The sequence below is a fragment of the Pseudomonas sp. GW821-FHT07B01 genome, assembly GCF_059419065.1.
The window spans coordinates 327,348-346,492 of record NZ_JBWKRA010000001.1 but is presented as its reverse complement, the minus strand read 5'-3'; the positions used below and the strand labels follow the sequence as shown (position 1 = coordinate 346,492).

The 19,145-nt window shown below is 61.0% G+C and carries 15 protein-coding genes; 7 read left to right on the top strand and 8 right to left on the bottom strand.

What is annotated here, in order from left to right:
* Positions 1 to 167: 167 nt before the first annotated feature.
* From ccoP to ccoN, 4 genes are read right to left on the bottom strand one after another with little or no spacing between them, the layout of a single operon-like run.
* On the bottom strand, positions 168 to 1,115 hold the full coding sequence (gene ccoP / locus AC07S6_RS01615; protein WP_495111552.1) for a cytochrome-c oxidase, cbb3-type subunit III: 948 nt from the start codon (positions 1,113 to 1,115) through the stop codon (positions 168 to 170).
* Entirely contained in the window at positions 1,112 to 1,312 is a 201-nt protein-coding gene (locus AC07S6_RS01610; RefSeq protein ID WP_003193161.1) for a cbb3-type cytochrome oxidase subunit 3, read from the bottom strand. The genes ccoP and AC07S6_RS01610 overlap by 4 nt, the downstream gene beginning before the upstream one ends.
* A gap of 3 nt (positions 1,313 to 1,315) precedes the next feature.
* Entirely contained in the window at positions 1,316 to 1,924 is a 609-nt protein-coding gene (gene ccoO, locus AC07S6_RS01605; RefSeq protein WP_003193159.1) for a cytochrome-c oxidase, cbb3-type subunit II, read from the bottom strand.
* A 10-nt stretch (positions 1,925 to 1,934) separates the two neighbouring features.
* Positions 1,935 to 3,359 carry a cytochrome-c oxidase, cbb3-type subunit I gene (gene ccoN, locus AC07S6_RS01600; protein WP_495111551.1) on the bottom strand — a complete coding sequence of 475 codons (1,425 nt, stop codon included), beginning with the start codon at positions 3,357 to 3,359 and terminating at the stop codon, positions 1,935 to 1,937.
* A gap of 79 nt (positions 3,360 to 3,438) precedes the next feature.
* Between ccoN and AC07S6_RS01595 the strand changes: the two genes are divergently transcribed.
* A complete protein-coding gene (locus AC07S6_RS01595) occupies positions 3,439 to 4,131 on the top strand; it encodes an alpha/beta family hydrolase (protein WP_495111550.1) in 693 nt (230 codons plus the stop codon).
* 108 nt (positions 4,132 to 4,239) lie between these two features.
* On the opposite strand, the gene AC07S6_RS01590 is transcribed toward AC07S6_RS01595, so the two are convergent.
* Together AC07S6_RS01590 and AC07S6_RS01585 are read right to left on the bottom strand one after the other, a co-directional pair.
* A complete protein-coding gene (locus AC07S6_RS01590; protein ID WP_014719440.1) occupies positions 4,240 to 5,805 on the bottom strand; it encodes a methyl-accepting chemotaxis protein in 1,566 nt (521 codons plus the stop codon).
* Between the two features lie 216 nt (positions 5,806 to 6,021).
* Positions 6,022 to 6,813 carry a CPBP family intramembrane glutamic endopeptidase gene (locus AC07S6_RS01585; protein WP_019820478.1) on the bottom strand — a complete coding sequence of 264 codons (792 nt, stop codon included), beginning with the start codon at positions 6,811 to 6,813 and terminating at the stop codon, positions 6,022 to 6,024.
* A 419-nt stretch (positions 6,814 to 7,232) separates the two neighbouring features.
* On the opposite strand from AC07S6_RS01585, the gene AC07S6_RS01580 reads away from it, so the two are divergent.
* Positions 7,233 to 8,093 carry a DMT family transporter gene (locus tag AC07S6_RS01580; RefSeq protein ID WP_495111549.1) on the top strand — a complete coding sequence of 287 codons (861 nt, stop codon included), beginning with the start codon at positions 7,233 to 7,235 and terminating at the stop codon, positions 8,091 to 8,093.
* Between the two features lie 130 nt (positions 8,094 to 8,223).
* Here AC07S6_RS01580 and AC07S6_RS01575 read toward each other — a convergent pair whose 3' ends face one another.
* Positions 8,224 to 9,108 carry a DMT family transporter gene (locus AC07S6_RS01575; RefSeq protein ID WP_495111548.1) on the bottom strand — a complete coding sequence of 295 codons (885 nt, stop codon included), beginning with the start codon at positions 9,106 to 9,108 and terminating at the stop codon, positions 8,224 to 8,226.
* Between the two features lie 161 nt (positions 9,109 to 9,269).
* On the opposite strand from AC07S6_RS01575, the gene aceK reads away from it, so the two are divergent.
* The 5 genes from aceK (at position 9,270) to AC07S6_RS01550 (ending at position 17,445) form a co-directional block, all read left to right on the top strand.
* Entirely contained in the window at positions 9,270 to 10,979 is a 1,710-nt protein-coding gene (gene aceK, locus AC07S6_RS01570) for a bifunctional isocitrate dehydrogenase kinase/phosphatase (RefSeq protein ID WP_197883819.1), read from the top strand.
* A 205-nt stretch (positions 10,980 to 11,184) separates the two neighbouring features.
* The gene (gene hrpA, locus AC07S6_RS01565) at positions 11,185 to 15,096 is read left to right on the top strand and encodes an ATP-dependent RNA helicase HrpA (RefSeq protein ID WP_495111547.1); all 3,912 of its coding nucleotides are present in this window, start codon (positions 11,185 to 11,187) and stop codon (positions 15,094 to 15,096) included.
* 240 nt (positions 15,097 to 15,336) lie between these two features.
* A complete protein-coding gene (locus tag AC07S6_RS01560) occupies positions 15,337 to 16,458 on the top strand; it encodes a beta-ketoacyl-ACP synthase III (RefSeq protein ID WP_034128411.1) in 1,122 nt (373 codons plus the stop codon).
* A gap of 145 nt (positions 16,459 to 16,603) precedes the next feature.
* A complete protein-coding gene (locus tag AC07S6_RS01555; protein WP_034128412.1) occupies positions 16,604 to 17,218 on the top strand; it encodes an RNA polymerase sigma factor in 615 nt (204 codons plus the stop codon).
* Positions 17,212 to 17,445: an anti-sigma factor family protein gene (locus AC07S6_RS01550; RefSeq protein WP_060764446.1), complete on the top strand. Its 234-nt coding sequence runs from the start codon at positions 17,212 to 17,214 to the stop codon at positions 17,443 to 17,445. Before AC07S6_RS01555 ends, AC07S6_RS01550 begins: the two co-directional genes overlap by 7 nt.
* A 131-nt stretch (positions 17,446 to 17,576) precedes the next feature.
* Here the strand turns inward: AC07S6_RS01550 and AC07S6_RS01545 are convergent, their stop codons facing one another.
* A complete protein-coding gene (locus AC07S6_RS01545; protein ID WP_003193136.1) occupies positions 17,577 to 18,899 on the bottom strand; it encodes a putative porin in 1,323 nt (440 codons plus the stop codon).
* Positions 18,900 to 19,145 lie beyond the last annotated feature (246 nt).

Here is a 19,145-nt window from a genome sequence, read left to right as displayed (position 1 = left end):
CCGAATAGGAGGAGGGGAAAGTTGGGTTTGGAAGGGGTGCGACACTTGGTCGCGACTTATGTCTGTGGCGAGGGAGCTTGCTCCCGTTGGGCTGCGCAGCGGCCCCAAAATCGTGGGAGCGCTTCGCACTCCAGCGGGAGCAAGCTCCCTCGCCACAGGTAGAGCTTTTACTGCGGTTGGTTGTCTGGCGTTGCGCCATCAGCGTTATGGGACAGGCTGTACACGTAAGCCGCCAGCAGGTGCACCTTGTCATTACCTTGCAGCACATCCTGGGCCGGCATCTGGCCCTGGCGACCATGGCGGATGGTCTGCTGCAACTGCGCCAGGCTGGTGCCGTAGATAAACCCGGCAGGCTCGGTCAGGTTGGGCGCACCCATGGCTTCCACGCCGTGACCTTGCGGACCATGACACGCCACGCAAGTGGTGCTGAAGGCGGCTTGGCCGGCTGCCAGGTCGGCGGTGTTGTCGGCGGGCAACGGCAGCTTGGCCAGGTCGTGACGCACGTAGGCGGCGACGTTCTTCACCCCGTCCTCGCCCAGCACTTCACCCCAGGCCGGCATCGCCGCGTGGCGACCGTTCAGGATGGTGGCCTTGATGGCCTCGGCCGAACCGCCCCAGCGCCAGTTGCTGTCCGCCAGGTTGGGGAAGCCATAGGCGCCCTTGGCGTCCGAGCCGTGGCATACCGCGCAGTTGGAGGCGAACAGGCGACCGCCCATCTTCAACGCTTGCGGGTCCTTGGCGACTTCTTCCACCGGCATGGCCGCGAACTTGGCGAAGATCGGCCCGAACCTGGCGTCGGCCTTGGCCATTTCCTTGTCCCATTCCTTGGTCTGGGTCCAGCCGTCTTCATAGCCCGGCAGTACGCCTTTCCAGTTGCCCAGGCCCGGGTAGAGGATCAGGTAGCCGACGGCAAACACCAGGGTGCCGGCGAACAACATGAACCACCACTGGGGCAGCGGGTTGTCGTATTCCTCGATACCGTCGAAGGCGTGGCCCATGGTCTGGTCGACGCTGCCCTTGGTTTCGCCCTTGCGGGTGCCGACCAACAGCCAGGTCAGGCCGATCAGGCTGCCCAGGGTCAATACGCAGATCCATGTACTCCAGAACGTAGTCATGGCCGAGTGCTCCTTGTGGCTGGCTCTGCTTGAGCGTCGGGTGGGGAAGGTTCATCGGCAAACGGCAGTAGGCGGGCCTGCTCGAATTCCGCGTTGCGGCGGTTGTTGAACACCCACAGCGACAGGCCGATAAAGGCGATGGCGACCACCAGCGTGCCAAGGCCGCGGATGGTGCCCGCATCGAATTCAAATCCCATGGCTCACCTCTTGCTCTTGATGGCAGTGCCGAGCACTTGCAGGTAGGAAACCAGCGCGTCCATCTCGGTCTTGCCCTTGAGGCTGGCGACGGCGCCATTGATGTCGTCGTCGGTGTACGGCACGCCGAGGGTGCGCATCACTTTCAACTTGGTCTCGGTGTGGCTGCTGTCGACGGCGGCGGTGACCAGCCAGGGGTAGGCCGGCATTTTCGACTCTGGCACCACGTTGCGCGGGTTGTACAAGTGCGCGCGGTGCCAGTCGTCCGAGTAGCGCGCGCCGACGCGGGCCAGGTCCGGCCCGGTACGCTTGGAGCCCCACAAGAACGGGTGGTCCCACACGCTTTCGCCAGCCACCGAGTAGTGGCCGTAGCGCTCGGTCTCGGCGCGGAACGGGCGGATCATCTGCGAGTGGCACTGCACGCAGCCTTCGCGGATGTAGATGTCGCGGCCTTCCAGTTGCAGCGCGGTGTAGGGCTTCATGCCTTCGACCGGCTTGTTGGTCACGTCCTGGAAGAACAGCGGGACGATCTGGGTCAGGCCGCCGATGCTCACGGCGAGCACCATCAGCAGCATCAACAGGCCGACGTTCTTTTCAATCGTTTCGTGTTTCATCATCGACTCCTCAGGCCATCTGCGCGGCAGCGGTGACTTCGGCAGGTTGCGCCGAACGCACGGTGCGCCATGTGTTGTAAGCCATCAGGAACATGCCGCTGAGGAAGATCGCACCGCCCACCAGTCGCACGATGAAGCCTGGGTGGCTGGCCACCAGGGTTTCGACGAAGGAGTAGGTGAGGGTGCCGTCTTCGTTGACCGCACGCCACATCAGGCCCTGGGCGATGCCGTTGACCCACATCGAGGCGATGTAGAGCACGGTGCCGATGGTGGCCAGCCAGAAATGCGCGTTGATCAGGCCGAGGCTGTACATCTGCTCGCGACCGAAGACTTTCGGGATCATGTGGTACAGCGCGCCGATGGAGATCATCGCCACCCAGCCCAGCGCCCCGGCGTGGACGTGGCCGATGGTCCAGTCGGTGTAGTGGGAGAGGGCGTTGACGGTCTTGATCGCCATCATCGGGCCTTCGAAGGTCGACATGCCGTAGAAGGCCAGGGAGACGACGAGGAAGCGCAGGATCGGGTCGCTGCGCAGCTTATGCCAGGCGCCCGAGAGGGTCATCATGCCGTTGATCATGCCGCCCCAGCTTGGCGCCAGCAGCACCAGTGACATCACCATGCCCAGGGACTGCGCCCAGTCCGGCAAGGCGGTGTAGTGCAAGTGGTGAGGGCCGGCCCAGATGTACAGGGTGATCAGCGCCCAGAAGTGCACGATCGACAAGCGATAGGAATACACCGGGCGCTCGGCCTGTTTGGGCACGAAGTAGTACATCATCCCCAGAAAGCCCGCAGTGAGGAAAAAGCCTACCGCGTTGTGCCCATACCACCACTGCACCATGGCATCCGTCGCACCGCCGTACAGCGAGTAGGACTTGGTCAGGCTGACCGGGATTTCCAGGTTATTGACGATATGCAAAATGGCCACGGTGATGATGAACGCGCCGAAGAACCAGTTGCCCACATAGATGTGCTTGGTCTTGCGTTTCATGATCGTGCCGAAGAACACGATGGCGTAGGCGACCCAGACGATGGTGATCAGGATGTCGATCGGCCATTCCAGCTCGGCGTATTCCTTGGAGCTGGTGTAGCCCAGTGGCAGGCTGATTACCGCCAGCAGGATCACAAGCTGCCAGCCCCAGAAGCAGAACGCGGCGACTTTCGGCGCGAACAGCTGCGTCTGGCAGGTGCGTTGCACCGAGTAAAAGGAGCTGGCGAACAGCGCACAGCCACCGAACGCGAAGATCACCGCGTTGGTGTGCAAAGGGCGCAGACGGCCGAAGCTGGTCCAGGGCAAATCGAAGTTGAGCGCAGGCCAAACCAATTGGGCAGCGAGAAAAACCCCGAGCCCCATGCCGACGATGCCCCACACCACCGTCATAATGGCGAATTGGCGGACCACCTTGTAGTTATAGGCGGTACTTAAAGTAGTGTTCATGGTTCCCCATCCACGGTTCAACCCAAGCAAGTGCGGCACTTGGGCTGGAGTTATAGGCAGACTAAAAAGCGAGGCAAGCATGGGCAAAGAGCACAAGGCCAGTATTGACGGGGATCAATGGGCGCAGTGTGTACGGGAACATGGCTGGTTGTGGGATGTCGCCACCGGTGCGACGTCGGGTGAGCCGGTCACGCTGATCCTGGCCCACGGCGCTGGCGCACCGATGGACTCGGCGTTCATGAACGATATGGCCGCACGCCTTGCCGGGCATGGCGTGAGCGTGTTGCGCTTCGAGTTCCCGTACATGGCCCAGCGTCGCGTGGACGGCGGCAAACGCCCCCCGAATCCGGCGCCGAAACTGCTGGAGTGCTGGCGCGAGGTGTATGCCGAGGTGCGACATCATGTCGCTGGGAAACTGGCGATGGGCGGCAAGTCCATGGGCGGGCGGATGGCCAGTTTACTGGCCGATGAACTGGGCGCCGATGGGTTGGTGTGCCTGGGCTATCCGTTCTATGCGGTGGGTAAACCGGAGAAACCACGGGTCGAGCATCTGGCCGGGTTGAAAACGCCGACGTTGATTGTGCAGGGTGAGCGCGATGCGCTAGGCAATCGAGCGGCGGTTGAGGGGTATGACTTGTCGCCGAACATCGAGCTGATGTGGCTGGTGGCGGGGGATCATGATTTGAAGCCGTTGAAGGCGTCGGGATTTACCCATGAGCAGCATCTGGACGCGGCGGCGGTGCAGGTGTCGAGTTTTTTTGCTGAGTCTTGAATGAAACCTGTGGCGAGGGAGCTTGCTCCCGCTGGGCTGCGCAGCGGCCCCAAAAGTCTTGGGAGCGCTTCGCACTCCAGCGGGAGCAAGCTCCCTCGCCACAGTGGTCTATCGGTTAAAACGCTCCACCAGCGAATACTGGGTATTGGCGGTATGCGTCAACTCTTCACTCAGTTGCGCCGAGTTCATCGCCTGCTCCGAGGTCTGGTCCGCCAACAGTGCAATGGTGCTGATGTTGCGGCTGATCTCCTCGGCCACCGCACTTTGCTCCTCGGTTGCGGCTGCGATCTGAGTGGTCATGTCGGTGATATTGGCCACCGCCTCACTGATACCCACCAAGGCCTGGTCCGCTTCCATCACCCGCGCTACACCTTCTTCAGCCTGACGGTGCCCGGCGTCCATGGTCTGCACGGCGGCGGCCGCCGTGTGTTGCAGCTTGGCAATCAGGGTGTGGATCTGCCCGGTGGATTCGGCCGTACGCTGCGCCAGTTGGCGCACTTCATCGGCGACCACCGCAAATCCACGGCCCATCTCACCGGCACGCGCGGCTTCGATAGCGGCATTGAGCGCTAGCAGGTTGGTCTGGTCGGCGATGCCTTTGATCACATCGACCACGCCGCCGATTTCATCGCTGTCCTTGGCCAGTTGAGTGACGGTCACGCCGGTCTCGCCAACGGCGGCCGAAAGTCGCTGAATCGCCTCGCGGGTTTCCCCGGCGATATCGCGGCCGCGGCCGGTCAGGCGGTTGGCTTCCTGGGTGGCGTCGGCGGTGCGCTGCACGTGGCTGGCCACTTCTTGGGTGGTCGCCGCCATCTGGTTTACCGCAGTGGCCACCTGTTCGGTTTCCACGCGCTGGCGTTCCAGGCCGCTGGAGCTGTTGTGCGCCAGGGTGTTGGATTGCGCGGCCTGGTCGTTGAGGTGCTCGGCGGTGTCCTGCAGGCGGGTAAGACAGGTCTTCAGACGCGCTTCCTGGCTGAGGATCGACATTTCCAGGCGCGCTTGTGCGCCACGGCTGTCGGTGTACATCTGCGCGATCAACGGGTCGGACGTGGTCTGTTCGGCCAGGCGCAGCAAACGCTTGAGACCGCGCTGTTGCCAGCTCAAGCCCAGCAGGCCCAACGGCACCGACAGCGCCGCTGCCAGGGCGAAGCCCCATTGGGAGGTGAGGGTGGCGCCGATCATGAAGCTTAACTGGCTGACCAGGATAAACGGCAGCCAGTCCTGCAACACCGGCAGCCACTTGTCCCGTTGGGGGACGGCCGACTTGCCTTGGTTGATGCGTTGATAGAGCGCCTCGGCCCGGCGGATCTGCTCGGCGGTGGGCTTGATGCGCACCGATTCGTAGCCGATCACCTGGTTACCGTCGAAGACCGGCGTCACATAGGCGTTAACCCAATAGTGGTCACCGGTCTTGCAGCGATTCTTGACAATGCCCATCCATGGCAAGCCTTGTTTGAGCGTGGACCACATATGCGCGAACACGGCCGGCGGCACATCCGGGTGACGCACCAGGTTGTGTGGCGCGCGCACCAGTTCTTCGCGGGTGAACCCACTGATTTCGACGAAGGCGTCGTTGCAGTAGGTAATCACACCCTTGGCATCTGTGGTGGAGATCAACCGTTGCTGAGCGGGGAAGGTACGTTCGCGCTGGGTAACGGGTTGGTTATTACGCATGATTGTTCAATCCGCAAGGCTTTCAGGGGGTATCGGCCATGCGGGGCATTTATTTAACTTATTTTTGCAACAATCCTGCGAACGCTGGGCTGACTGTGGCGAGGGAGCTTGTTCCCGCTCGGGTGCGTAGCGCCCGCACGTTTTTTGGGGCCGCTTCGCAGCCCAGCGGGAGCAAGCTCCCTCGCCACGACCGCTCGTTCCGACAGGAAGGTAGGCTTAGCCGGCGAGCATCGGGTAGGTGAAGAGGCCGAAGTGCAGCAGATTCAAGCCAAAATGCGTGGCAATCGCCGCGCCCAAGCCACCAAAGCGATAGGCCAAGCCGTAACCCACGCCGGCAATACCCGCCAGCAGCATCCACTGCCAACCCGCAGCAAAATGCACCAGGCCAAATAACAGCGAGGCCAGCAGCAGCGCGAGGTTTTCGCCATAGGGCAGGTGTTTGAAGCGCTGGCTCAGGCCGCCCTGGATATACCCGCGAAACAGCGCTTCTTCGACCAATGTCACCAGCAGCAGGTTATTCAACACCCACAGCCACGCCTCGTCCGGCCACTTGGGCGCCCAACTGATCATCCCCAGCAGGGCCGCGCCACCCAAGGCGGCGATGGCGGCCAGAGTCAGGGCCATGGCTGTGACGCAGATCGACAGGCGCAATGAGCGCCGCGCCACAATCCACGGGCAGGCCAGCAACAGCCAGAAGCCGATCAGGGGTTTGTCCTGGTTCAGGTACATCGAGAAGGGCACTGAGTCCGGAGTAAAACGCTGGGGCGCAATACCGCGGCCGTTATAGAAACCCGGCAGCCAGTGCATCGCCAGGCCCAGGGCCAGGACGATAAACAAGCCGTGGCCCAAGTAGCGTGCCCAAGGGTTGCGTTGCTGGCGCACGGCGTACCCGGCCACCAGCAACAGTGCGATGGAGACCGCCGCCAGTACGCCCAGTTGGCCGTAGATCAAAGCCACGACATAGCCAATGGAAAGTAGGGTGAGGTACAGCCAGGGCAAAGCAATCATGTGAAATCCTTCGAAAAATCCGGGCGGCATTATAGCGAGCGGCCAGGTTCTAGGGCATGAAAACGCCTCCACGTACAAGGCAAGGGGGAAAGGATTGCAAAGTATGTTTGCGGCTGGTTATAGTCGTCGCGTCTTTATCCCTTCAAAAAGATCAGCACATGCCAGCTTCCCAGCGCATAGCGGTAGTCGATTCAGCGGTCAACGCTGTGGTCGTGCCGTGCGGCGCCAAGCAGCCTGCGCAGATCAGTCACTACCCCCCACCTGTCAGTAGCACGCCGGTGTACGCAGTCGTATCACCGCCGGGTGTTGGCATTTCGGGCTGATCAGCGATTCGCTGTTGCCCCTGCCCGCCTGAAAAAACCTACTGAAATTCAGTTTTTTACTGAGTCGGCTTTTTTGCCTGATAACAGGTGGTAACCATGTCTGTGCTTTCGAAACAATCCGTGGCCGCGGCGGCCTCGACGAGCGTGTTTGTCTTGCTGTGGAGCAGCGGGGCGATCTTCTCCAAGTTGGGCCTGGCCCATGCTTCGCCCTTTGCCTTTCTGTTGATCCGGTTTGCCATCGCCCTGATGGGGTTGGTGGTGTTGGGACCCATCCTCAAGTTGAAGCTGCCACGTCCCGGCAAGCCGCTGCTGTATGCGGCGGCGACGGGCCTGGTCTTGCTGGGGGCCTACCAGATTTTCTATCTGCTGGCCCTGGACCTCAACGTCACCCCTGGGGTGATGGCGACCATCATGGGTGTGCAGCCGATCCTCACCGTGGTGCTGATGGAGCGCCAACGCTCCTGGCGCCGGCTGTTCGGCCTGGGGTTGGGGTTGGCGGGCTTGATCATGGTGGTGTACCAGGGCATCGGGTTGGCGGGCATGTCCCTGGCCGGGATGGTGTTCGGGCTGCTGGCGCTGGCGAGCATGACGTTTGGCTCTATCATGCAAAAGCGCATCACCGACAACCCCTTGGGCACGCTGCCACTGCAATACCTGGCCGGGTTGCTACTGTGCGCGGTGTTCGTGCCGTTCCAGCCGTTCCACTTTGAACACAGTGCACGTTTTTACCTGCCGGTACTGTGGATGGGGCTGGTGGTGTCCGTGCTGGCGACGCTGTTGCTGTATCGGCTGATTGCCCGCGGCAACCTGGTGAATGTCACCAGTTTGTTCTATCTGGTGCCGGCGGTGACCGCGGTGATGGACTACCTGATCTTCGGTAACCGCCTGGCGCTGTTGAGCGTGCTGGGAATGGCGTTGATCATCGTCGGCTTGGTCTTCGTGTTCCGTAAGAGCTAGAAACCACCCCTGTAGGAGCGAGCTAGCTGTGGCGAGCAAGCTTGCTTGCGCTGGGGTGCGAAGCGCCCCCAGGAGCTTGCGACTGCTACGCAGTCGAGCGGGAGCAAGCTCCCTCGCCACAGGGGCGCTCCTACAGTTTTTGCGGGCGCAACACCAACCACAACGCCCCGGCAATCAATACACCACCATACAGATGAGCCATGGACAGCGGCTCATCCAACAACAACGCCCCCCACAACACGCCGAACGGCGGAATCATGAAGGTCACGGTCATTGACTTGACCGGGCCGATGGATGACAGCAGGCGGAAGTACAGGATGTAGGCGAACGCCGTACATACCAGCCCCAATCCCAGCAGCGACACCCACACCTGCCAGCCGCCCCAATTCGCCGGTGGCTGGGTGATGGCGCTGAAGGCGAAGAACGGCAGCAAAAACAACGTAGCACCCAGCATACTGCCCAAGGCAGAGAGACGACTGTCCAACCCGCCGCGCTGATCCAGCCAGCGTCGCGCCAGGAAACCGGCGAAGCCATAGCAGGTGGTCGCCAGCAGGCACGCCAATGCGCCCATTAACAGTTCCAGATCAAATGCCACCGGCCCCGCGCGGGTGAGCACGGCAACACCAAGCAGACCCAAGGCCACACCCGCTATTTTTGACGGCGTCAGGCGTTCGCTGAAAAACAACCCGCCGATCAGCACACCCATCAGCGGCGTGGTGGCGTTGAAAATCGCCGAATAACCCGCCGGCAGTACCTGCGCCGCCACCGAGTACATAGTCGCGGGAATCCCCGAGTTGATAACCCCCAGCAGCAGGACCGTCTTGAACTTGCCTTGGAAATCCCAGCTCACGCGCATCATCGCCAGGATCACCAATAAACCCGCGGCGGCAATCGACACGCGGAAAAACGCGGTGGGCACCGTGCCGATTTCCGGCGCGATGATGCGCATAAACAGGAAACTCGCGCCCCAGATGGCAGCCAGCCCCAGCAGATACAGGGTGTCAACAGGTCTCACGGAAAACTCCTACGCCAATCGGGCGCAGAAGTGTTGCCCAGCGGGCAGGTCGGCACAATGGCTAATTGCAGTCAGTTCACCCCTGCGCAAAATCATTCTTCTCCTGCCTCGGTTCACTGGCTAAGCTCTGGGCTTCCAGATACCCGTTCGAGGTTTCCCGCATGTCGCAGTCCGCCCTCGCTATCGCCCGGATGATCCTCGACGGTTTCGACGATTACCGTGAGCATTTCCGCCAGATCACCGATGGTGCCCGTGAGCGCTTCGAGAAGGCCCAGTGGCAGCAGGGGCAGGCGGCGTCGGCCGCGCGCATCAACCTCTATGAAGAGAAAGTCGCTGAGGTCACGACCCGCCTGTGCGCCAGTTTTGACCCTGCGCCGTTGCAGGACATCGGCCAGTGGCCCCTGGTAAAAAGCGCCTATATCGACCTGATCGACCTGCGCTTTGACGATGAGCTGTCGGAGACCTGGTACAACTCGATCTTCTGCGGCCTGTTCAGCCATGACCTGATCAGTGACGGCTGCATGTTCATCCATACCACCCGGCCTAGCCTGCGCCGGGCGCGGGCGGCGCAAACCCGTATCTACACGCCGGCCGGTAAAATAGCGGACATGCTGGCGCAGGTCTTCTCTGACTACAGCTTCAGCGAGCCCTACGCCGACCTGCCCGCCGACCTGCGCCGCCTCGAAGCCCAGTTGCGGGAAAACCTGCCGGATTGGGTGTGCAAGGACCCGGACCTCAAGGTCGAGTTGTTTTCCTCAGTGCTGTACCGCAACAAAGGCGCCTACCTCGTGGGGCGTATCTACACCCGCGACGAACAATGGCCGCTGGTGATTCCGCTGCTGCACCGCGAAGGGCGTGGCATCCAGATCGATGCGTTGATCACCGACGAAGCCGACGTGTCGATCATCTTCTCGTTCACCCGTTCCTATTTCATGGTCGACGTGCCCGTGCCAGCGGAATTCATTGGCTTTCTCAAGCGCATCCTGCCGGGCAAGCACATTGCCGAGTTGTACACCTCCATCGGTTTCTACAAGCACGGCAAATCCGAGTTCTACCGCGCGCTGATCAACCACCTGGCCACCACCGATGACCAGTTCATCATGGCCCCCGGCGTGCGCGGCATGGTCATGAGCGTGTTCACGCTGCCGGGTTTCAATACGGTGTTCAAGATCATCAAGGACCGCTTCTCGCCGTCGAAAAACGTCAACCGCGCCACGGTGATCGAAAAGTACCGCCTGGTGAAAAGCGTCGACCGGGTAGGGCGCATGGCCGACACCCAGGAGTTCGCCGACTTCCGCTTCCCCTTGAGCAAGTTCGAGCCCGAGTGCCTGGCCGAGCTGCTGGAAGTCGCCGCCGGTACCGTCGAAGTGGAGGGCGACACCGTGCTCATCCGCCACTGCTGGACCGAGCGACGCATGACCCCGCTCAACCTCTACCTCGACAACGCCAACCCCGCCCAGGTGCGCGAAGCATTGGAGGATTACGGCCTGGCGATCAAGCAACTGGCGGCAGCGAATATCTTCCCCGGCGACATGCTGCTGAAAAACTTTGGCGTCACCCGCCACGGCCGCGTGGTGTTCTACGACTACGACGAAATCTGCTTTCTCACCGAAGCCAACTTCCGCCATATCCCCGCGCCGCGCACCCCCGAGGATGAAATGGCCTCCGAGCCCTGGTATTCCATCGGTCCGCTGGATGTGTTCCCCGAAGAGTTCCCGCCGTTCCTGTTTGCCGACGCCGGGCAGCGCCGGTTGTTCGATGAGCTGCATGGCGAACTGTACAACGCTGATTACTGGAAAGGCCTGCAAGACGCGATTCGTGCCGGCAAGGTGATCGACGTATTCCCCTACCGCCGCAAAGACCCGCTATAACCTATTGCCCCTGTGGGAGCGGGCTTGCTCGCGAATACGGTGGTTCAGTTGATACATCTGTGACTGACACACCGCTTTCGCGAGCAAGCCCGCTCCCACATTTTGGTTCGGTTTACACCCGTTGAAGCTCAACTGCCTGCCAGATGGGCTGCTTTTCTGCCACACTTGCCGGCCGTGCATAAATAGATGACCGTCGAAATAGCTGATGACAGACCAAGCACCCACCCTCGACCAACTGCTCAAAGCCCTCGATCACGCCATGCTCGCTGACCGCCACCGCTTGCGCCGGCAGTTGCTTGAGCTGCGCAAGAAGCCCGATGAGGAGAAGCTGGCGCAGTGGGTGGCGCGCATGCAGGCATCGTGCGCCCAGGTCACGGCGCGGCGCGCCAGCCTGCCGGTGATTCGCTACGACGACAGCCTGCCGATTGCTGCCAAGCGCGATGAGATCAAAGACGCACTGAACAAACACCAGGTGCTGATCATTGCTGGCGAGACCGGCTCGGGTAAAACCACGCAGTTGCCGAAAATCTGCCTGGAAATCGGTCGCGGCCAGTACGGTCTGATCGGCCACACCCAGCCACGCCGGATCGCAGCGCGCAGTGTCGCCAGCCGTGTCGCTGAAGAGCTGGCCACGCCATTGGGTGCGCTGGTCGGTTACCAAGTGCGCTTCGAAGACCAGAGTGACTCCAACACCCTGATCAAGCTGATGACCGACGGCATCCTACTGGCCGAAACCCAGAACGACCGCTACCTCGAGCGCTACGACACGATCATCGTCGACGAAGCCCACGAACGCAGCCTGAACATCGACTTCCTGCTTGGCTACCTCAAGACCCTGTTGCCGCGCCGCCCCGACCTGAAAGTCATCATCACTTCGGCCACCATCGACCTGGAGCGCTTTTCCAAGCACTTCGACGATGCGCCGATTGTCGAGGTGTCGGGCCGTACCTTCCCGGTGGACACCTGGTATCGCCCACTCACCCTGGAACAGGACGAGGAGGGCAACCGCGTCGAGGACGACCTGACCGTCGACCAGGCGATCCTTGCCACCCTTGATGAAATCGCCGCCTATGAGCGCAGCGAACGGCGCAGTCCTGGCGACGTGTTGGTGTTCCTGCCCGGCGAGCGCGAGATTCGTGATGCGGCCGACATGCTGCGCAAGGCCCAGCTCAAGCACACCGAGATTTTGCCGTTGTACGCACGGCTGTCACCGGCCGAGCAACAGCGCATTTTCCAGTCCCACCCAGGCCGGCGCGTGGTACTGGCGACCAACGTTGCGGAAACCTCGCTGACGGTGCCGGGCATTCGCTATGTGATCGACAGCGGCACGGCACGCATCAGCCGCTACAGCTACCGCGCCAAGGTGCAGCGCCTGCCGATCGAGGCGATTTCCCAGGCCAGCGCCAACCAGCGTAAAGGCCGTTGCGGCCGGGTTGAACCGGGTATTTGCGTGCGCTTGTACAGCGAAGAAGATTTTATCGGGCGCCCGGAATTTACCGACCCGGAGATCCTGCGCACCAACCTCGCTGCCGTGATCTTGCAGATGCTGCACCTGCGCCTGGGCGAGATCACCGATTTCCCGTTTATCGAACCGCCGGATGGCAAAGCCATCAGCGACGGTTTCAACCTGCTGCAAGAACTCTCGGCGGTCGACCGCAACAGCCAGCTCACGCCGTTGGGCCGCCAGCTTGCCCGCTTGCCGGTGGACCCGCGCATGGGCCGCATGTTGCTGGAAGCGGCCAGGCTGGGCAGTTTGCAGGAAGTGTTGATCGTCGCCAGCGCCATGTCGATCCAGGACCCGCGCGAGCGCCCACCGGAGCGTCAACAAGCGGCCGACCAGGCCCACGCACAGTGGAAAGACCCGGATTCGGACTTCGCCGGGCTGGTCAACCTGTGGCGCGGTTTCGAGGAGCAGCGCCAGGAACTGACCGCCAGCCCGTTGCGCAACTGGTGCCGCAAAAACTTCCTCAACTACTTGCGCCTGCGCGAGTGGCGCGACTCCCATCGCCAGTTGAGCCTCATCTGCCGCGACATGCAGTTGAGCATCAATAAAGAACCAGCAGACTTCCCAAAATTGCACAAGGCGGTACTGTCCGGCCTGCTCAGCCAGATTGGCCAGAAGACCGAAGACGGCGATTACCTCGGGGCGCGCCAGCGTCGCTTCTGGATTCACCCGTCTTCTGGCATCGGCAAGAAGCGCCCGCAATGGCTGATGACCGCTGAACTGGTGGAAACCACCAAGCTCTATGCACGCATGGTGGCGAAAATCGACGCCGACTGGATCGAGCCGCTGGCCGGGCATCTGATCAAGAAGAACCACTTCGAACCCCATTGGGAGAAGAAGCGTGGCCAGGTGGTGGCCTTTGAGCAGATCACCCTGTTCGGGCTGATCGTGGTCGGGCGCCGGCCGGTGCATTACGGGCCGATTGACCCGGTGGTGTCCCGTGAGTTGTTTATCCGTGAAGGCCTGGTGCGCGGCGAGATTCAGTCCCGTGCCAAGTGCCTGACGGCCAACCAGAAACTGCTGGAGCAACTCGACGAGCTGGAAGCCAAGGCCCGCCGTCGCGACATCCTGGCCGACGAAGAAACCCTGTACGCCTTCTACGATGCGCGCCTGCCCGCAGAGATTCACCAGACCGCCACCTTTGACAGTTGGTACAAGGTCAACAGCCAGAAAGACCCGCAACTGCTGATCATGCGTGAAGAAGACGTACTGGCCCGCGAGGCCAGTGAAGTCACCGCCGCGCATTACCCGGACACCTTGCACCTGGGCGACCTGGCCCTGGCCTTGAGTTACCACTTCGAACCCAACCACCCCCGTGACGGCGTGACCCTGCGGGTGCCGGCGCCGTTGTTGCCGGCGTTGCCAGCCGAGCGCCTGGAGTGGCTGGTGCCGGGGTTGATCGAAGCCAAGTGCATCGCTCTGGTGCGCAACTTGCCCAAGGCGCTGCGCAAAAACTTCGTGCCGGTGCCGGACTTCGTCAAGGCTGCGCTGCAACGTATCGAATTCGGCCAGGGCTCTCTGCCCCAGGCGCTGGGGCGTGAATTGCTGCGCATGACCGGTGCGCGGGTCAGCGATGAGGCGTGGGCCGAAGCGGCGCAACAGGTGGAAAACCACCTGAAGATGAACCTGGAAGTGGTCGACGGCCAGGGCAAATTCCTCGGCGAAGGCCGTGACTTGGCCGAGCTCACCGCACGGTTCGCCGAAGCCAGCCAGGCGGCCTTGGCCGTGCCGCAAACCGCGAAAAGCCAGCAGCCGGTAGAGGCCAAGGTGTTTGCGACGGTGGCGGAAAAAACCCAGCAGAACATTGCCGGCCTGTCGATGACGGTGTATCCGGCACTGGTGGAAGAGAACGGCACGGTCAAGGAGGGGCGCTTCTCCACCGCTGCCGAAGCCGAGTTCCAGCACCGTCGCGCCTTGCAGCGCCTGCTGATGCAGCAATTGGCGGAGCCGGCGAAATTCCTGCGCGGCAAATTGCCGGGCCTGACCGAACTGGGCTTGATGTACCGCGAACTGGGGCGAATCGACGCGCTGGTGGAAGACATCCTGCTGGCCAGCCTCGATACCTGTGTACTTGAAGGCGAAGCCAGCCTGCCACGCGATGGCGCTGGCCTGGCAGCCTTGGCTGAACGCAAGCGCGGCAGTTGGACTGAGCACGCCGAACGCCTCGCGCGCCTGACCCTGGAAGTGCTGAAACTCTGGCACGGCCTGCAAAAACGCTTCAAAGGCAAGATCGACCTGGCCCAGGCCGTGGCCTTGAACGATATCAAGCAGCAACTGAGCAACCTGGTGTATCCAGGTTTTGTGCGGGAAACCCCGGCCCAGTGGTTCAAGGAACTGCCGCGTTTCCTCAAGGCCATCGAACTGCGCCTGGAAAAACTGCCGAGCCAGGTGCAAAAGGACCGCGTGTGGAGCAGCGAATTGGGCGGCCTGTGGGCGCAGTACCAGAACCGCCTGAACAAACACACCCAGGAAGGCAAGCGCGACCCGCAGTTGGAGCTATATCGCTGGTGGCTGGAGGAGTACCGGGTGTCGCTGTTTGCCCAGCAGTTGGGTACCAAAGTGCCGATTTCCGATAAGCGCTTGAGCAAGCAGTGGAGTCAGGTAGAGCCCTGAAGCGCTTCCCCAACTGTAGGAGCGAGCAAGCTCGCTCCTACAGGTATGAGGACAAACCTCTCCCACAATTGGATGTTTGTCTGGCATATGGCGCCAAATCACCGGCGTTGTGGCAAACTTCGCGGTTACAAGATTAGATAAAGCGTTGCCAGTTTGATGCCTGCTGGACGGAATCAAACGACTTACAGTTTGGTACGACGGTACCAATATCTTCTGCCTGACAGATTTAGAGGAACGACCGTGCATAACGTCGTCATCAGCGGCACCGGCCTGTACACCCCGGCCAACAGCATCTCCAACGAAGAGCTGGTGCAGTCTTTCAATGCCTACGTCCAACAGTTCAACGCCGACAACGCCGCCGCGATCGAACGTGGCGAGGTGCAGGCGCTGACCGAGTCGAGCGCGGCATTCATCGAAAAGGCATCCGGCATCAAGAGCCGTTTTGTGATGGACAAAGACGGCATCCTCGATCCGCAGCGCATGGCGCCGCGCCTGCCCGAGCGCAGCAACGACGAATGGTCGGTGCTTTGCCAGATGGCCATCGGTGCCGCCGAACAAGCCCTGCAGCGCGCCGGCAAGACCGCCGCCGACATTGATGGCGTGATTGTCGCCTGCTCCAACCTGCAACGTGCCTACCCGGCGATCGCCATTGAAGTCCAGGAAGCCTTGGGTATCCAGGGTTTCGGCTTCGACATGAACGTGGCGTGTTCCTCGGCCACCTTCGGCATCCAGAACGCGGCCAACAGCATCCAGTTGGGCCAGGCCCGGGCGATCCTGATGGTCAACCCGGAAGTCTGCACCGGCCACCTGAACTTTCGTGACCGTGACAGCCATTTTATCTTCGGTGATGCCGCCACGGCGGTGATCCTGGAACGTGCTGACCTGGCGACGTCCGAACATCAGTTCGATGTGGTGAGCACCAAGCTGCTGACCAAGTTTTCCAACAACATTCGCAACAACTTCGGCTTTCTCAACCGCACGGCGGAAGAGGGCATCGGCGCCCCCGACAAGCTGTTCGTGCAGGAAGGCCGCAAGGTATTCCGCGATGTTTGCCCGATGGTGGCCGAATTGATCGGCGAGCACTTGGCAGAAAACCAGCTGAGTGTGACTGATGTGAAGCGTTTCTGGCTGCACCAGGCCAACCTGAGCATGAATCACTTGATCGTGAAAAAATTGCTGGGGCGCGAGGCATCGGTGGAAGAAGCGCCGGTGATCCTCGATACTTACGCCAATACCAGCTCGGCCGGCTCGGTGATTGCGTTTCACACTTATCAGGATGACCTGCCCAAGGGCGCGGTTGCCGTACTCAGCTCCTTTGGCGCCGGGTATTCGATTGGCAGTGTGATCCTGCGCAAACGCTGAGTGTGTGGCCGGACGCGATCAACTGTGGGAGCTGGCTTGCCTGCGAAGGCATCGGCTCGGTGTGCCTGAATCACCGAGTTGTCTGGATCGCAGGCAAGCCAGCTCCCACATTGAGCGTATTTCCACGGCAATATTGAGGTAATCGATGGCAGCAGCGGACGATGCGCACCTGCTTGAACGCCTGCTCAAGGGTGAGCAGCGGGCTTATAAGGATTTGGTCAACACTTACCAGAGTGCGATGCGGGCAGTGGCGTATGCCATCGTCGGCCAGCGCCATGCCGATGAGGTGGTGCAAGATGCCTGGCTCTCGGTGGTGCGCAACCTGGCCAAGTTCGAAGGGCGATCGAGCCTCAAGACATGGTTATTGACGATCACTGCCAACTCCGCAAAGAGCCGTTACAAACAAAATCGTCGGGAAGTCCTTCTCGACGATTTGCCCTCACCCCACGGCACCATTGGCGATGAACGCTTCAGCCCGGATGATGGCCATTGGGCTGTCGCCCCTTACGCTTGGCACCAGGACACCCCGGAAGCGCTGCTGACCGAAGATGAACTGCGCAAATGCCTGGAGCATACGATTCTGAGTTTGTCCGAATTGCAAAGCAGTGTGCTGGTCCTGCGTGAACGCCAGGGCCTGGAACTGGAAGAAATCTGTAATCTTCTGACCCTTTCACTCTCCAACGTCCGTGTGCTGTTGCATCGAGCGCGGCTTAAAGTCTTCGCCACGGTGGAGCATTTTGAGGAAACGGGCGAATGTTGACCTGTAAAGAACAAGTAGCGCGTTCCAGTGACTATCTCGATGGGCAATTGACCTTTCGGGAGCGTCTGCTGGTGCGTCATCACTTGATGTTTTGTCCGAACTGCCGGCGCTTTATCCGTCAGATGCGCCTGATGCAGGCAACGCTCAAGCGTATGCCGCAGGAGCCGGTGGAGGGGGTTGATGCGCTGGCCGAACAACTGGCCGCCGAGCGGCGTAAGGATATGTAGGAGCGAGCTTGCTGTGGCGAGGGAGCTTGCTCCCGCTCGACTGCGCAGCAGTCGCAGGCTTTTGGGGGCGCTTCGCACCCCAGCGCAAGCAAGCTTGCTCGCCACAGCAAGCTCGCTCCTACAGTTAAGCGTTAGAACTTGGCTTCAGCATCCAGCTGCAAGGTGTTGGTATCGGCATCCCGCTGGGTCCGGCTGGCGAAGTCAGCCTTGGTCAGGAAGTAGGTGGCGCCGATGGCGAAGTTCTTGTCGATGTCATAGCTGACTTTCATCTTGTGACCGCGCGAGCCGGTGGTGCCGTTGGCGAAGTCCGAATCGGTGAAGGCGCCTACGACGGCGTTACGTTGAACGTCGCGGTAGTTGTAGTCCAGGTTCAAACCGAACACCTTGGACTTGGCACCCAGCAACCAGGCGGTGTCCTGGTCGGTCACCGCATCGTTGTTTTTCACGTACTGGCCGTAGAACGACAGCGGCACGGCCAGGCCACCGATGTCTGCTTGCGCAAAGCCTTCGTACAAGCGGAATTCATTGTTGGCCGAGTTGCCGTTGACCGCCAATGCGCAAGGCGTGGTGGTGGTTGTGCAGCGGCTGTCTTCGTCATTCTTGTAGGCGTAGATGCTGCCGCCCAAGGTCATTTTCAGGTTGTCGGTGACCGAGAACCGCGTGCCCAACTGGCCGGACGTCAGGCGCAGGTCATGGCGAAATTGCACGCCGTCACCGTCCACGTTGTCCTTGAGGTTGTAGTTACCCAGGCTACCGAACAGCTCAGCGCTGCTACCCAGTGGGTATTTGTAGGTGACGGCCAGGCCTTCAGGGTTGATGTCGCTATCCCAGATCACATCGCCCATGTTCACCCACGGCTGCAGCATCTTGCCGCCGATCACGTGCAGGTTCTTGATCTGGTCCGGGTGGTAGTCGATGTAGCCGAGGTCCAGCCAGATCGACTTTTTATCGAAGTAACCATCCTGGTCCTGGTTGGTAGAGCGTGCATCATCGCCGCCGCCGGTGGCGATACGGATACCGGTGTCCACCTGCGGGTTGATTTCGGTGTAGGCACCCAGGCGGGCACGAATGCGTTGACGGTCTTTGTCACGCCCACCGTTGTTGGGCTCGCCGTCGATCTTGATGGTTTCCTGGCGGAAGCGCACGTCACCCTTGAACTGGGTCTTGGCTGCCCAAGCCAATTTCTGGTCGAAGCTGCTCAGCTCGTTGGTTTTTTTCGCAGTGGCCGCGATCTGCTCGTTGGTCTCTTGTTGAGCCTGGCGTGCGATCTGCTGCTCTTTCTGATCCCTGGCCAGTTCCATTTGCAGTTCGGTGTACTGCGCCGCGGTGATCTGGCCGTTGGCCTTGAGCATGTCGAGCAATTTAGCGTCGACTGCAGCGCTGGCCGGAACGCTCAGTGCCAGCAGCAGGCCGCCACACAGGACCGCCGCAGTTTTAGTGGAAGCAAGACGCATATCAATCTCCGAAAGTGAGGAGGGAGGGCAACACCCTCCAGGACACAACCGACCCATGACGGACGGAAAAAATGTCGCCCGGTAGACCCGGACGCTCTAAAAACTGGCGTCAGTATCGCGACCGTTTATGACGGAGTAGTGGCTAAGTGATTTCATCTAGATGACAAATCGTTACGCAACGGAACTAAGGGTTTTGACGTCTGTCCGCGTGTTTTGAGGATGTGTGCGCGGCTGTGATCAGCGATA

Bases quoted from the DNA above. Each gene is read 5' to 3' on its own strand.
- ccoP (WP_495111552.1), bottom strand. From the start codon at position 1,115: ATGACTACGTTCTGGAGTACATGGATCTGCGTATTGACCCTGGGCAGC.
- AC07S6_RS01610 (WP_003193161.1), bottom strand. From the start codon at position 1,312: ATGGGATTTGAATTCGATGCGGGCACCATCCGCGGCCTTGGCACGCTG.
- ccoO (WP_003193159.1), bottom strand. From the start codon at position 1,924: ATGAAACACGAAACGATTGAAAAGAACGTCGGCCTGTTGATGCTGCTG.
- ccoN (WP_495111551.1), bottom strand. From the start codon at position 3,359: ATGAACACTACTTTAAGTACCGCCTATAACTACAAGGTGGTCCGCCAA.
- AC07S6_RS01595 (WP_495111550.1), top strand. From the start codon at position 3,439: ATGGGCAAAGAGCACAAGGCCAGTATTGACGGGGATCAATGGGCGCAG.
- AC07S6_RS01590 (WP_014719440.1), bottom strand. From the start codon at position 5,805: ATGCGTAATAACCAACCCGTTACCCAGCGCGAACGTACCTTCCCCGCT.
- AC07S6_RS01585 (WP_019820478.1), bottom strand. From the start codon at position 6,813: ATGATTGCTTTGCCCTGGCTGTACCTCACCCTACTTTCCATTGGCTAT.
- AC07S6_RS01580 (WP_495111549.1), top strand. From the start codon at position 7,233: ATGTCTGTGCTTTCGAAACAATCCGTGGCCGCGGCGGCCTCGACGAGC.
- aceK (WP_197883819.1), top strand. From the start codon at position 9,270: ATGTCGCAGTCCGCCCTCGCTATCGCCCGGATGATCCTCGACGGTTTC.
- hrpA (WP_495111547.1), top strand. From the start codon at position 11,185: ATGACAGACCAAGCACCCACCCTCGACCAACTGCTCAAAGCCCTCGAT.
- AC07S6_RS01555 (WP_034128412.1), top strand. From the start codon at position 16,604: ATGGCAGCAGCGGACGATGCGCACCTGCTTGAACGCCTGCTCAAGGGT.
- AC07S6_RS01550 (WP_060764446.1), top strand. From the start codon at position 17,212: ATGTTGACCTGTAAAGAACAAGTAGCGCGTTCCAGTGACTATCTCGAT.
- AC07S6_RS01545 (WP_003193136.1), bottom strand. From the start codon at position 18,899: ATGCGTCTTGCTTCCACTAAAACTGCGGCGGTCCTGTGTGGCGGCCTG.